This window comes from Magnetococcales bacterium, from assembly GCA_015228935.1.
In the GTDB taxonomy this organism is placed as follows: domain Bacteria; phylum Pseudomonadota; class Magnetococcia; order Magnetococcales; family DC0425bin3; genus HA3dbin3.
Genome location: JADGCO010000103.1, coordinates 1 through 13,490 on the forward strand (window position 1 = coordinate 1; position 13,490 = coordinate 13,490).

A 13,490-nucleotide genomic window follows, 5' to 3' on the forward strand; every position below is an offset into this window, starting at 1 on the left:
CCCTTCCTCCTGGCGGGGTTTGGGGCGGAGCCCCAATAAAATCTTCCTTTCCAATGTTTTTTATCCGAGGGTTAATAGGCAGCCTCTAATAAATTGTTAATTTCAAAAAACGAATGAAAAACTGGGATAGACGTCCAAGAGGAAGGGCTGTGCCCTTTCTCTTGGCGGGGTTTGGGGCAAAGCCATATCGAAAGAAAAAATCGCCTTTCCTGAGGACCTTTCAGAATTGAACCGCTTACGTTCAACGGGTTGCAAGGGAATGTTGAACAGTATATCAAATGCAATCTGGTTGCCAAAAGTGACATTGAGACCGGTTTTCTCTCATCGGAGCCATCATGCCTGAGCTTCCTGAAGTGGAAACCATCCGGCGTTCTATTGTTGGATGGATTGTGGGCAGAAAAATTTGCGCCATCGATGTGCGTCGTGCTGATCTGCGCTGGCCGATTCCGACCGCCTTGTTGCAACAAAAAGCCATCGGCAACATGATCCAGGGTGTGGAACGCCGGGGCAAATATCTCCTGCTGGTTTGTGCCACCGGGCGGATTTTGCTGCATTTTGGCATGACCGGATCGCTTCGCCGGGTCAAGCTGGACGATCCCTGGCAAAAACATGATCACGTTGCCCTGGAACTGGGGGAAAACCTTGCCCTGCGATTGCATGATCCACGGCGCTTTGGGGCGGTTCTCTGGCTTGAAAAAACAGCCTGGGAAAAACACCCCTTGTTGGCCAACCTGGGCGTGGAGCCTCTGGAAGAAGATTTTCATGGCGAATACCTGTTCACCCGTTCCCGCCATCGCCGGGTTTCCATCAAAAATTTTCTCATGGATGCCAGGATTGTGGTCGGCGTGGGGAACATCTATGCCAACGAGGCCTTGTTTCTGGCCGGCTTGGACCCGCTCCAGCCCGCCGGACTCCTCGGCCGGGAAGCGTGCCAACGTCTGGCCACCACCATTCGGGAACTTCTCTCTGCGGCCATTGCTCAGGGGGGTACCACTTTCAGGGATTTCAGGGACAGCGATGGCAGACCTGGTTACTTTCGCATGGCACTCTGCGTGTATCAAAAGGAGGGAAAACCCTGTATCCGTTGTGGAACAAGGATCCGAATGGTGCGCAACGGTGGTCGGGCGACCTTTTTCTGCCCTGGTTGTCAGGGTAGTGGCGGCGGCTGAGGATTTGTGCGCCATTTATGGCCGTGATTTTCCCGCATGTAGGGTTCGTCTTTTTGCACCAGGGTCAGATTGGGCGTCGTGCCGAACACAAGGGTATTGTCCGGAATATCCTGATCCTTGACGTAGGCATCGGCGGCAATGACCACATGGGAGCCGATCCGGCATTGCCCCACCACCATGGCGCGGGCATGCAGGGTGACATGATCCCCGAAAACCGGGTAGAAGCCCCGATTGTTGCCGACCGTGCAGTTTTGGGAAAAAATGAAATAATTGCCATAAGTAGCCCGCCCCATGGTGGTTCCCATCACGTGGTCGAGATAAAATATGTCCGGCAAAACCACATCATAGAATAAATCGACTGCACCCAGGGTCTTGTTCAGCATGAATACCATGGAGGCCACTCTTGGGTTCTGGAAATCCTTCCACAGGGAGTGGGAGACATAGTAGAGAAAGATGGTATACTGCCCGGAATGGTATGGATCGAACCACACCTCACCATCCCGGGTATAGTATTTGTCGTTGATATGGCAAAAACAATACGTGGTTCTGATCAGGGCCTGGTGGACGGCATCGGCCAGGGTTCTGCCATGTGTTTTGCGATCAAAGAGAAACAGACTGGTCAATTGGTGGGCCAACAAATCGACCAGTTCCGTTTCCGGCAGGGCATAACACATGGTGGTTGGAATCACAGCGGATTTTTGCATGACCATAAGAGTCTGTCCATTAACTTTTGGATAAAAAAAATTGGAAAGAAAGTTCGGTTTTTTTTGAAACTAACATGTTATTAAACAACCTCTAAGAGAATTGCCTCGACCGTTCAGGTCGTCAGTTGGAGGATACTCTCCACGTCCAGCGGTTTTGGATCGGCCAGGGTTGCCTGCAAACGGGCTTCATCGAACAACATTCGATTGGCTGCATCGAATGTCAGATCCAGGACTTCGCACCGCCGCCGCCAGAGATCCATGGCTGCCAGGGAGTAGGGATCGATATCTGGATGCCAGAAATAATAGATGGGTCGATCCGTGCGCAGGGCCAGCATGGTGGTCGTGGAGCGGGAGAGCAGGATGAGACAGGCATCCGCTTCATGCCAGACATGTTCATAAGGTCGCCGTTCCACCGGAACATTCGCGCCGAACAAGCTCTCCTCGTTTTTCCAGGTACCATCTGGATGGGCCTTGTAAATAACCCGATAGCCCCACGATTGCAACAGCCTGATCAGCCGGATATGAAAATCCAGGATGATGGCCATGGCCAGGTTGCAGCGGGGCAATTCAGGGGTAATGGGCGTTCCCATAACCATGATCGACCGGATTTTGCCACCAAAGGGATGGGTATTGATCAGGGGATGGTGCCATTCGGCGGATTCAATGTGGTTGATGCGGCAATTGAACTGGACCGGATAATCCTGAATGCCTGCCATGAAACGGTGTGCTGCCGGTCGGGAGCGACAGTAAAACATATCGGCATTGACCAGATCGACCAATGTCAGGGCATTGACAATCCAGTAGGGATAATCGGCATGCTGGTTGGAGTGGACCCTGCCGCCGGTCTCTTTGGCAATCATGGCCAGCAAGGTGGCCGTATATCCTCCCAGCGACCCCAAAAAACAATCCAGGGGTCGGCCATGGAGAATTTTGTATAAATATTTGTAATCCATGATGGCCGTGCGCATTTGGGGGAGCATGACCGCTTCCAGCATGCCGGAAAATTCGGCCATGGAAACTTCCATGCGATGTTCTTCCTGAAAGTTTTGGAAATACTCCCGACATTTTTGCATGGTTTCTTGCAGACTTTGCTCTTCGTCGGCGTTGAGTTTTTCTGGCCGATCCAGAAAGCAATAGGGATTTCTGATCCGGTAATCCCAGGCATATGAGATTGTTTTGGGCAGGGGAATATTGTTGATCCGGAGCAGGGGTCTGGGCAGGCGCAGGGCGTCCACAATCCGCATGCCGACAATCTGCAAGTTGCGAAAAATAAACCGTTTCAAGCGTCCGGTTTGATCATAACGGCTCGTGACCAGATGCTGGATCGAATCCTGATGAATCCCCGTTGCTGCCGACAACAGGCTCAATCCAGGAATATTCTGTTTTTGAATAATATTTTGCAGATGACGCAAATAGAGCCATTGTGCCATCCACAGGTACAGTCCTTTTTTCAAAAACAGTGCCTTGTTGCCGGGAGTGGGGTTGACGGCATACTGTTGGATGGCAAAATGGGTCCAGCCCATATGGAGATCATAGTGCAATAAAGGGGCGGCTGGCCAACGGAATGCGGGGGTTCCCAACACCCCGAAATCAAAGGCAATATTTTGGTCCGGTCCCAGAATGACGGAGTTTCCCGAAAGCTGTTCGCTGGTCGTGTCGTTCATGAACCGGTGTCTTTCTGTTTAGAGGCTGTCTGATAACTTGTTGATTTCAAAAAAAACGAATGAAAAACTGGGGTGGAGGTCCAGGAGGAAGCGGCTCCGCCCTTCCTCCTGGCGGGTTTGGGGGCGGAGCCCCAATAAAATCTTTCTTTCCAATTTATTTATCCGAGGGTTAATGGGCAGCCTCTTACAGGATCAGTTCCTTGGTGCTGGCAACAGGGAGGGTCTGTTTCCGGAAGAAGATGTCGTGTTGGTGTTGCCAATCTTGAAGAAGCCAACGGCTTCATTCAATTTGGTGGAATATTCGACCATTTCATCGGCTGTTCCGGACATTTCCTCGGAGGCAGCGGCATTTTGTTGGATCACGGTGTCCAAATCCTGAAGGGCGGAGTTGACTCTGTCGGCACCTTCGTGTTGTTCCCGGCTGGCGGCGGAAATTTCCTGGATCAGGTTGGCTGTTTTTTGAATGTCCGGGACCAGTTTGGCCATGATGCTGCCGGCCTTTTCCGACACGGAGACCGTGGAAGCCGACAGGGAGCGAATTTCGCCGGCGGCGGTTTGGCTGCGTTCGGCGAGTTTGCGAACTTCTCCCGCCACGACGGCAAACCCCTTGCCGTGTTCACCGGCGCGGGCGGCTTCAATGGCGGCATTCAGGGCCAGGAGGTTGGTTTGCCGGGCAATTTCTTCGATGATGGAAATTTTACCGGCAATTTCCTTCATGGCTGCGACCGCTTCTGCCACGGCCTGTCCGCCTTCATTGGCATCTTTGGCTGCTTGCAGGGCAATTTTTTCGGTTTGCAGGGAGTTGTCGGTATTTTGTTGAATATTTTCAACGATTTGCTTCATGGATGTGGAGGTTTGTTCCACAGAAGCGGCCTGTTGGGCAGCGCCTTGCGAGACGGTCTGGCTGGAAATGGAGAGTTCCTGACTGCCGGCGGTCACGTGGGTCGCTGCATCCCGCACCCGCAATACCACACCCCGGATGGTATCCGACATGGAAGAAAGAGAACGGAAAAGCTCGCCGATTTCATCCCTGCGGGTCATGGCACAATGCACGCCGAGATCGCCCTCGGCCAGGCTGACGAACATATGCTTGCATTCGATGAGCGGTCCGGTAATGTTTTTGGCCAGAATCTGTGAAGCCACGAGCAAAAGGGCAACGGCCGCACCCAGAACGCTCACGAAGATCCAGAAGTGTTCCATGAAAATGACATCCACGTCATCCAGGTAGATGCCGGAGCCAATGATCCAGCCCCATGGAGCGAAGCCTTTTACATAGGAAATTTTGGCCACCGGCTGATTGAAACCCGGCTTGGGCCAGAGATAATCGACCAGGCCTTCCCCTTTTTGTTTGACAACATCCACCATGGCCACGAACAATTTCTTGCCAGCCGGGTCGGCACTGCCGGAGAGGTCTTTGCCATCCAGTTCCGGTTTGAAGGGATGCATGACCATCTTGGGATACATATCGTTGATCCAGAAATAATTCTGGCCTTCATAACGCAGAATCTTGATCAATCCCAGGGCCGAGGCCTGTGCCTGTTCCCGGGTCAGTTTTCCGGATTTTTCCAGGGATTCAAAATGGGCAAATATTCCATGTACGGACTCAACGACGCTCTTGGTCTTTAATTGACGGTCTTCCAGCAGTACCTCTTTGAATGTCTGAGCCGTGAATACTCCCAAGGCAAGCATGCCCAGGAAAGCCAGGAGAATGATCAAGCGAACCTTAGTCGCGACTGACAAGTTACCCAGAAGTTCCTTCATTTTTCTTTCCTTATTATGGTTATATATATCTTCCACACATTCTAGCCATTTCTTCTTGGCTGTCAAGAGACGTCGCTGTTTTTTTTGTGTCATTGGTCGGGTCAGGGCAGATCCGGGCAATAGAACGACGTTTTTCCTCCTGGCACGGGAAACTGGCATGATGCAGGGAGATGAATTCCTGAAACCTCATACCCCTGGCATCGATCCTTCCCTGTTTAATGATATAAACAATTGATTTCTTTGGATAATCATATATTCCAAAAAAAAGTTATGAAAAATAATAATCCAGGCATTGCACGTTGCAGGGATTATGATAAACTATTAGCGTTCAAGGGTTGTGAACCGGTGTGGCATAGCGACTGCCGTGAGGAGGTATCTGCTGTGATTGATAATAAGAATTCTATATTTTGGGCCAAACGACAAGAAGATTCAGCCTGTATTCATTGGCATCCGTTGGTTCATCATTGTCTGGAAGTCGCCAGTGTTTTGCATGCTCTCATGGAAACAGGGGTGATGCGGAAACGTCTGGCAAGGGCCGTAGCGCGTGATGATTTTACGCCACAACAGGTGGTCAGGCTCGCGGTCCTGGCAGCCTGGCATGATGCCGGAAAATGCAATCTTGGCTTCCAGGAACAATATGATGAAATAATCCCTCCCTGGCAGACACATGGTCATGTGCGGGAAATATTCAAATTGATCTTCGATTCGCCATCCGGACAGGAAGGTTGTCAGGCCATGGAGTTGGCAGCCATGGAAAAATGGCTTCAAAATCCAGATGATCTGATCTATTGGTTGTGGTCCGTGTTTTGTCACCATGGCCGCCCACTGGCAGGAGATCCCTTTTTCCAGGGTATGCCCTCGCGCAGTGAATTGAAAAAAATCAGTTCAAAAGTATGGCTGAAGAACTCCCGTCGTGACCCCCTGGCTGGCTTGTTGGAATTGTCCAAAGCCATGCGTCAGGTATTTCCCGATGCGTTTCGAGCCGTGCCGGATCCCCTGCCTCTGACGCCACCCTTGCAGCATTTGTTCAATGGATTGCTGACCCTGGCCGACTGGATCGGTTCCGATGCCGACCGTTTTTTTCCTTATGCGGAGAGCCAGGAGATTCCCGCCGCCGACCTCCTGCGCCAAAAATCCAGGTTGGCGTTGCAACATCTCGGCTACGATACAACGGATGCACGTACCAACCTCAAGCAAAAGCCAATAATATTTTCTGATTTGTTCGGTTATGCCACGCCCAATCCGATACAACAAAAAATGGCCGGTCTCGATCCAGACCCGAATGGAAACATTGTTATTCTGGAGGCGGAAACAGGGGCCGGAAAAACCGAAGCCGCCCTGCTTTATTTCTTGAAATTGTTTCAAGAGGGGTTGGTGGATGGACTCTATTTTGCCCTGCCCACCCGGGCAGCAGCGGTGCAGATCCATGCCCGGGTTCAGCAAGCTGTGGCCACGGCTCTCGGTCCGGATCATCCGCCGGTGGTGTTGGCCGTGCCGGGTTATCTTCAGGTGGATGAGGTCAGAGGAGTTCGCCTGCCATCATCGGCAACGCTTTGGTCGGATGATCAGGATCGTTATCGCTATCGGGGCTGGGCAGCAGAGCATCCCAAGCGCTATTTCGCGGCGGCAATCGCCGTGGGGACCGTGGATCAGGTCCTGCTGTCAGCCCTTTCCGTGCCACATGCCCATATGCGGGCGGCAGCACTCAGTCGGTTGCTGCTGGTGGTGGATGAAGTGCATGCCTCCGATGCCTACATGACCACCATCCTCCAGGAGGTGATCACCCGGCAGGTGGCCGTGGGGGGGCATGTGCTGCTCATGTCGGCCACCCTCGGTTCCGCCATACGCACCCGCTTTCTGCATGGACCACGGGCCGAACTTCCCCCGCCAGAGGTGGCGGCTGCCACGCCCTATCCCCTGATCACCACGCAACGCAGCACGCAAAATCAGTGGCCTGTTCCGGGCGAAGGGTTGGGCAAGGTGGTCCATATCTCCCCCCTGAATCTGGCCGATGACACGGAGATCGTGGCCGCCATGGCCTTGACCGCAGCACGGGCAGGGGCACGGGTTCTCGTGATTCGCAATACGGTGCATTGGGTCATCGAAACCCAAATGCAACTCGAAGCACAGGCCGGGAGTGAAAGCAATCTGTTGATGCAGTGCATGCATAAACCCGCCCCGCATCATGCCCGTTTTGCTGCCGGTGACCGCAAGCTGTTGGATGCCGCCGTCACCAAAGGCCTTGGCAAACAGGCCAACAGGAATGGCGGTCTGGTGGTGATCAGTTCCCAGACCACAGAACAAAGCCTGGATATCGATGCCGATTACTTGATCACGGATCTGTGCCCCATGGATGTGCTGTTGCAGCGCATCGGGCGTTTGCATCGTCATCCGCGCACGCAGCGTCCCGAGGGTTATGCACATCCCCGCCTGGTGTTGTTGCTGCCGGAAAATGAGCTGGATGGCTATCTGGAAGCCAATGGCCAGGTGGCGCAATCGGCCATGGGGCATGGCTGGGGCAGCATCTATGACGATATGCGCGTTCTGGCAGCCACCTGGGAAACCCTCGCGGCGACACCCTCCATCACCATTCCCGCCGACAATCGGCGGCTTGTGGAGGCCGTCACCCATCCGGACAACCTTGCACAATTGGCCGAAAAACGCGGCAAAATCTGGCAGCAACATGGCGAAGGACTTTTCGGCAAAAAGGCCGCCCAAAAAAATCTGGCCCGGGCAGGGCTTTATGATCGCGGCAAATGGCTGCACGAATGTGGTTTCACGGAGCTGACCGACGTTCGCCTGACGACCCGGCTGGGTTTGCAGGACCGGCAGGTGCAGTTCGATCCGGTCCCCATGGGGCCTTTTGGCATACCCGTACCCATGCTCACCATTCCCGGTCGTTGGCTGGGTGATCAAAAGCTCTCCGATGCAGCCTGTCCAGAAGCTGTATTGGCAGATGATGGCATCATTGAATTCATGTTGGGTGAGCGACGGTTTCGTTATGACCGTCTGGGGTTGCGTCCCGTTGTGTGACTGTCAAAACAAGAGAAAGAAAATGAGGAGACCATGGACAACAATTTATTGACCGATCCGATCCTTCGCGTGGATACCACGTCTGGAAGCCGAAAACGGCTCTCTTTGCCAGGCGTCATGGCGGACCTGATGCAGGGCGAGATCATCTCCTTTGCCGCCCTGCAAGCCCATCAAAATCATGCCTGGCATGCCTTTCTGGTCCAGCTTGCCGCCATGGCCCTGCACCGGGCCGATCAGGCAACACCCCCTGTGGAAGAGAAAAAATGGCGGGAGATGTTACGCCATTTGACGCTCGACTGGTCCTGGGATGAACCCTGGCGACTTGTGGTGGAGGATCTGGGCAAGCCGGCTTTCATGCAGCCGCCGGTTCCGGAAAACTCCCTGAAAGGATTCAAAAATCAGTATGCCCAGCCCGATCAGATCGACGTTCTCGTCACCGCCAAGAATCACGATATCAAAATGGCCCGTATCGACCATCCCCAACCCGACAACTGGATCATGGCCCTGGTCAGTCTGCAAACCATGGAGGGATTTATGGGGGCTGGAAATTATGGCATTGCGCGCATGAATGGGGGGTTTGCCAGTCGGCCCGGCGTGGGAATTCGTCCAGATCCCCTTTGGGGATCCCACTTTCGCCAGGATCTGACCGTATTACGCCAGGATCGTGATGCCCTGCTGGAGCGTTATCCGGATTTTTATCAAAAAAAGGATGGTGCTGCCCTGCTTTGGTTGTTGCCTTGGGATGGTCTGACCTCTCTCTCCCTCGCCGATCTGGATCCATATTTCATTGAGATTTGTCGCCGGGTGCGTTTTTCTTCTGGACCAAAAGGCCCGCTTGCCCATATCAGCACAAGCAAGGCGACCCGTATTCTTGCCAAGGATTTCAAAGGAGTCCTGGGAGATCCCTGGACGCCCATCCGGACTGACAAGGAAGAAACATCACTGACCGTTACCGGCAAGGGATTCGATTATGACCTTGCTGCCAGATTGCTTCTGGGGGATGGGGGGTATCGTTTTTCTCCGGCCCAAATCCAGGGGATCCACGTCCAACAGGGCCAGGGGGAATTTTATGCGCGTGCCCTGGCTCGTGGTCAGGGAGTCAGCGAAGGGTATCACGAACGCCGCATTCCCATACCCACGCGAGTCAAGGCCATTCTCAGCCAACCCGACAAACGGGCATCCTTGGCGGCCCTCGCCACACAACGGGTTGACCAGAGCGGCATCATGGCCAACAAGGTGTTGAAACCGGCCTTGTTGACCATGATTCAAGAAGCCCCGGATAAATTGAACTTCAAGGATCGTCGCGCCGACCCCTGGCTCATGGATCTGGATCACCAGGTGGACGATGAATTTTTTCCCTCTTTGTGGCGCACTCTGGAAAATAGCCGCGAAGAAGCGGAAATCGACTGGTTGTCTTTTCTGCGTAAAACTTCCCAGGCCATCATGGCGTCGGCTAATAATGCCCTGATCGGAGGAGGCGCACGCCGCTATAAAACGATTACGGCTGCCGAACGCACATTTTATGGTGCCCTGTTCAAAAACTTTGCTGTCTTGCGAAAAAATGAAGGCCAAACAAATGCAGAATAAACGAATATAAAATACATGTCGGAAAAGGAGAGTATTTCATGAATGAGCAGGCAGAGAGTCTGGATCTGGCCGGGGATGGCCTGGAGGGAAAAATTCGCCTTCTGGTATCCCGCATGGCTCGAGGTATCGAAGAGGGCGGCCTCGGTACCGGTGAAATGGCCGAGTTGCGGCGCTGGCGCTTTGGCGGGGAGATACATCCGACCGCCTGGCGTCTACTGGCCCGTCACGTGTTTTCGGAACATGAGCCAAGTCGCGCCCTGGAAGATCGTTGGTTGGCCGTCCTTTCCGGCATGGCGCTCATGGCTCCCAATCACCATCGTTCCGGGGCGGCTCCGGGATGGGTGTTGGCGACTGCCGGATATTCTGAAAACCGTTTTCACAAGCTCCTCAACAGCCGGCATGAAGCCTTTTTCGATGCTGTGGACCGCACCTGCCGCTTTTTGCGAGCCAAGGGAGAAGCCGTGGATTGGACCCGTTTTGCCCCTTTCATCCTGACCATGGACCCCGACAAGGCGGAACTCCAGCGCCGTACCCTGGCCAGAGACTATTTTTCCCATGCACAAAACTGAACATCAACAACAAAAACATCACAAAAACACACAGGAGATCTCATCCCATGTTGAATTCCCGCTTTATCCAGATTCATTATCTGACCGGATATTCGGCCACCCTGCTCAATCGTGATGATGCCGGTTTGGCCAAGCGTCTCCCTTTTGGTGGTACCACCCGCACCCGGGTTTCGTCCCAGTGTCTCAAACGGCATTGGCGTACCGCCGAAGACAGCCATGCCCTGGCCGCCCTGCAAAATGTCGAAATGAGTTTGCGATCCCGGCATATTTTCGATGAAAAGGTGGCGCGTCCCCTCATCGAACAGGAAGGTCTCGACCGGAAAAAGGTGGAAGCGGCTGTGGCCGCTTTTCAGGATCAACTTCTCGGCAGCAGTGCCCGGGCCAAGAAAGAAAAAAAGGAAAAATCTGAAAAGGGTGAAAAAGGCGAGACATCCACCTACCTCCAAACAAGCCAGGTGGTGATTCTGGGCTGGCCGGAGGTGCGTTTCATTCAGGATAAGGTGCGCACCATTCTTGCCGGAGCAGCGGACATTGATGCTGTCAACAAGGGGATTGAAGCACTTTTCAATGCGGAAGGCAAAAAAAATATGAAGGCACTTCTCGCCGCAGCCCAATTGCCCGCCGGTCTCGATGCCGCCTTGTTTGGACGCATGGTCACCAGTGATTTTCTGGCCCGTCTGGATGCCGCCATTCATGTGGCCCATGCTTTCACGGTGCATGAACATGAACTGGAAACCGATTATTTTTCGGCCCTGGACGACCTGCTTCAGGAATCCGGCGAATTGGGATCGGGGCATATCAACGACAGTGAACTGACCAGTGGCATATTCTATGGCTATGTGGTGGTGGATGTGCCTTTGCTGGTCTCCAACCTGACGGGTTGCCAACGCGAGGGTTGGGAATCTGCCGACCGCACCTTGCCGGCCCGGGTGGTGGAAAATTTGCTGCATTTGATTGCCACGGTCTCGCCCGGAGCCAAAAAAGGAGCCACGGCACCTTATGCCTACGCCGAAATGCTCCTGGTCGAGAGTGGCAACCGCCAGCCCCGCACGTTGGCCAATGCGTTTCGCAAACCGGTTCCCAACAAGGGGCGCGAGGATGTTCGTGATGTTGCCATTGCCCAGCTCGGGGACTATCTGAAAAAATTCGATGCCATGTACGGCGGTGGCGAAGTGCGCAAGGTGGTATCCATGGCGGACACCTCGGCCCTGCATGCAGAAAGCGTTGCCGGTCTGGACGAGTTGGCCCGGTGGAGTGCCAATCAGATCAGGGGGGTGGCGTAATGGAGATGCTGATTCTCCGCCTGGAAGCCCCTTTGTTGGCTTTCGGTGGTCCCACGGTCGATCAGAAAGGGGTGATTCGTCCTTTTCCGGCGGCTTCCATGCTCACCGGTCTGCTGGGCAATGCCCTGGGTTGGGATCATGCCGATACGGATCTTCTGGATCGGCTGCAAGCGAGAGTGCGTTTTGCGGCCCGTCTGGACCGGGAGGGTGAGGAGGTATTGGATTATCAAACTGTCGATCTGGGCCAGGATTTCATGGACATGAAAAAGCTGGGTTGGACGACGCGCGGAGAGATGGAACATCGTGGTTCCGGGAGCGCGACTTCCGGGACCCACATCCGTTTTCGTCCCTATCGGGCCGATGCCTTGTGTACGGTGGCTTTGACCCTGGAACCGGCAGACCTTGCACCGACTCTCACCGACTTGGCCATTGCCTTGCGGGAACCGGCCCGACCTCTCTTTTTGGGACGCAAGCCCTGCCTGCCCAGTACACCCATTCTGGCTGGACGCATGGAAGCGGCAACCTTGCATGCAGCCTTGACCGTTTTCAACCATCAGGATGTTGAGCCGGAAATGTTGTTCAGTCCGAAAAACGGCATGCGTGCCTGTTGGCCTCCGGGTCAGGGTCCTGAAGACCCGGACACCACGCTCCTCAACCTCCTGACGGACCAACGCGACTGGCAAAATCAGATCCATTGTGGGCAACGGCTGGTGCGCATGGGCATGATTCATCCGCAACGGGGAGACCAACATGGTTGAACCATTTTACATGATGCAGCTTCAACTTCCCGCCCGGCTTGTTTATCAAACCCTGATCCAATATGACGCCAAAATGGGTTCGGACGATGGGTATCGTTTGCATGCCTTGTTGGTGGGTTTGTTTGGTGAGGCGGCTCCCAGGCCTTTTTGTTACCGGACTGTTGGCCGACATGTGGAAGTTCTGGGGTACTCTGACCAGAATGCCGACATGTTGCTGGAGAGTGCCCGCCTGTTTGGTGAGCCGGCCATTGTGACGGAATTGCAGGGACATTTGCATGCCAAGCCGGTACCCGAGGTTGCCGCTGGTCGGCGATTGGGCTTTCGGGTCAATGTGTTGCCCACGGTGCGAACGTGCAGTCGGCACTTCAGAAAAAAAGGTGCCGAGGTGGATGTCTGGGTGGCAGCCTGCAGGCAGCAAGCCGACAATGGTCTTTCCTTGGAGCGGGGGGTGGTCTACGCCAACTGGTTCAGGGAGTCTGTCGAACGTCAGGGTGGGGTCAAGGTGGAGAGTTTACGCATGGATGCCATGCGGGGATTGCGTCTTGCCCGTCGCACGGCGGAGCGTGGCTTCAAACATCACGAAAAAAGGGAGGTGGTTTTTCAAGGTACCTTGGAAACGGTGGATGCGGTTCCCCCGCAGGCGCGGGGATAGACCCGCGATACTGTCATCCGGTCCCGATCCGCCATCGGTTCCCCCGCAGGCGCGGGGATAGACCTGAGATTTACGACCGCCTTGCAGGCTATGTTGCGGTTCCCCCGCAGGCGCGGGGATAGACCCCGCCGATACTTGGGATAAAGTTGATTGGATTGGGTTCCCCCGCAGGCGCGGGGATAGACCCTGGACCCACTGCCATTTATCAGATGTCAGCCCGGTTCCCCCGCAGGCGCGGGGATAGACCCGCACGGTATTCCATGTCCGGGATGTATTGAAAGGTTCCCCCGCAGGCGCGGGGATAGACCGT

Annotated in this window: 9 protein-coding genes, 1 pseudogene and 1 CRISPR repeat array; of the genes and pseudogenes, 7 read left to right on the forward strand and 3 right to left on the reverse strand. The window is 54.4% G+C overall.

The genetic code is table 11. From position 1 onward, the window contains the following. The first annotated feature begins 335 nt into the window (after positions 1 to 335). Positions 336 to 1,169 (forward strand): bifunctional DNA-formamidopyrimidine glycosylase/DNA-(apurinic or apyrimidinic site) lyase, encoded by an 834-nt coding sequence (gene mutM, locus HQL65_17550; protein ID MBF0138041.1) that lies wholly within the window; start codon positions 336 to 338, stop codon positions 1,167 to 1,169. On the opposite strand, the gene HQL65_17555 is transcribed toward mutM, so the two are convergent. The 3 genes from HQL65_17555 to HQL65_17565 all read right to left on the reverse strand — a co-directional run bounded on the left by HQL65_17555 (position 1,148) and on the right by HQL65_17565 (position 5,298). Further along, the gene (locus tag HQL65_17555) at positions 1,148 to 1,873 is read right to left on the reverse strand and encodes a transferase (GenBank protein ID MBF0138042.1); all 726 of its coding nucleotides are present in this window, start codon (positions 1,871 to 1,873) and stop codon (positions 1,148 to 1,150) included. The genes mutM and HQL65_17555 overlap by 22 nt on opposite strands. A gap of 113 nt (positions 1,874 to 1,986) precedes the next feature. Continuing rightward, the gene (locus tag HQL65_17560) at positions 1,987 to 3,537 is read right to left on the reverse strand and encodes a hypothetical protein (protein MBF0138043.1); all 1,551 of its coding nucleotides are present in this window, start codon (positions 3,535 to 3,537) and stop codon (positions 1,987 to 1,989) included. Between the two features lie 192 nt (positions 3,538 to 3,729). Further along, a complete protein-coding gene (locus HQL65_17565; GenBank protein MBF0138044.1) occupies positions 3,730 to 5,298 on the reverse strand; it encodes a methyl-accepting chemotaxis protein in 1,569 nt (522 codons plus the stop codon). A 381-nt stretch (positions 5,299 to 5,679) separates the two neighbouring features. On the opposite strand from HQL65_17565, the gene cas3 reads away from it, so the two are divergent. From cas3 to HQL65_17595, 6 genes and pseudogenes are all read left to right on the forward strand, one after another. Continuing rightward, positions 5,680 to 8,331: a CRISPR-associated helicase Cas3' gene (gene cas3, locus HQL65_17570; GenBank protein ID MBF0138045.1), complete on the forward strand. Its 2,652-nt coding sequence runs from the start codon at positions 5,680 to 5,682 to the stop codon at positions 8,329 to 8,331. 33 nt (positions 8,332 to 8,364) lie between these two features. After that, positions 8,365 to 9,918 carry a type I-E CRISPR-associated protein Cse1/CasA gene (gene casA, locus HQL65_17575; GenBank protein ID MBF0138046.1) on the forward strand — a complete coding sequence of 518 codons (1,554 nt, stop codon included), beginning with the start codon at positions 8,365 to 8,367 and terminating at the stop codon, positions 9,916 to 9,918. 38 nt (positions 9,919 to 9,956) lie between these two features. Then, entirely contained in the window at positions 9,957 to 10,487 is a 531-nt protein-coding gene (locus tag HQL65_17580) for a type I-E CRISPR-associated protein Cse2/CasB (GenBank protein MBF0138047.1), read from the forward strand. Positions 10,488 to 10,534: 47 nt separating this feature from the next. Then, entirely contained in the window at positions 10,535 to 11,770 is a 1,236-nt protein-coding gene (cas7e, locus tag HQL65_17585; protein ID MBF0138048.1) for a type I-E CRISPR-associated protein Cas7/Cse4/CasC, read from the forward strand. Then, positions 11,770 to 12,528: a type I-E CRISPR-associated protein Cas5/CasD gene (cas5e, locus tag HQL65_17590; GenBank protein MBF0138049.1), complete on the forward strand. Its 759-nt coding sequence runs from the start codon at positions 11,770 to 11,772 to the stop codon at positions 12,526 to 12,528. The genes cas7e and cas5e overlap by 1 nt, the downstream gene beginning before the upstream one ends. Beyond that, positions 12,521 to 13,153, forward strand: a pseudogene (locus HQL65_17595) (type I-E CRISPR-associated protein Cas6/Cse3/CasE). Before cas5e ends, HQL65_17595 begins: the two are co-directional and overlap by 8 nt. Before the next feature lie 2 nt (positions 13,154 to 13,155). Beyond that, a CRISPR array of direct repeats spans positions 13,156 to 13,488; the repeat unit is 28 nt; unit sequence GGTTCCCCCGCAGGCGCGGGGATAGACC. Positions 13,489 to 13,490 lie beyond the last annotated feature (2 nt).

What these genes read in the sequence shown, in the direction of transcription:
- mutM (MBF0138041.1), top strand. Translation starts at nt 336, where the DNA reads ATGCCTGAGCTTCCTGAAGTGGAAACCATCCGGCGTTCTATTGTTGGA.
- cas5e (MBF0138049.1), top strand. Translation starts at nt 11,770, where the DNA reads ATGGAGATGCTGATTCTCCGCCTGGAAGCCCCTTTGTTGGCTTTCGGT.
- HQL65_17580 (MBF0138047.1), top strand. Translation starts at nt 9,957, where the DNA reads ATGAATGAGCAGGCAGAGAGTCTGGATCTGGCCGGGGATGGCCTGGAG.
- HQL65_17560 (MBF0138043.1), bottom strand. Translation starts at nt 3,537, where the DNA reads ATGAACGACACGACCAGCGAACAGCTTTCGGGAAACTCCGTCATTCTG.
- cas7e (MBF0138048.1), top strand. Translation starts at nt 10,535, where the DNA reads ATGTTGAATTCCCGCTTTATCCAGATTCATTATCTGACCGGATATTCG.
- HQL65_17565 (MBF0138044.1), bottom strand. Translation starts at nt 5,298, where the DNA reads ATGAAGGAACTTCTGGGTAACTTGTCAGTCGCGACTAAGGTTCGCTTG.
- casA (MBF0138046.1), top strand. Translation starts at nt 8,365, where the DNA reads ATGGACAACAATTTATTGACCGATCCGATCCTTCGCGTGGATACCACG.
- HQL65_17555 (MBF0138042.1), bottom strand. Translation starts at nt 1,873, where the DNA reads ATGCAAAAATCCGCTGTGATTCCAACCACCATGTGTTATGCCCTGCCG.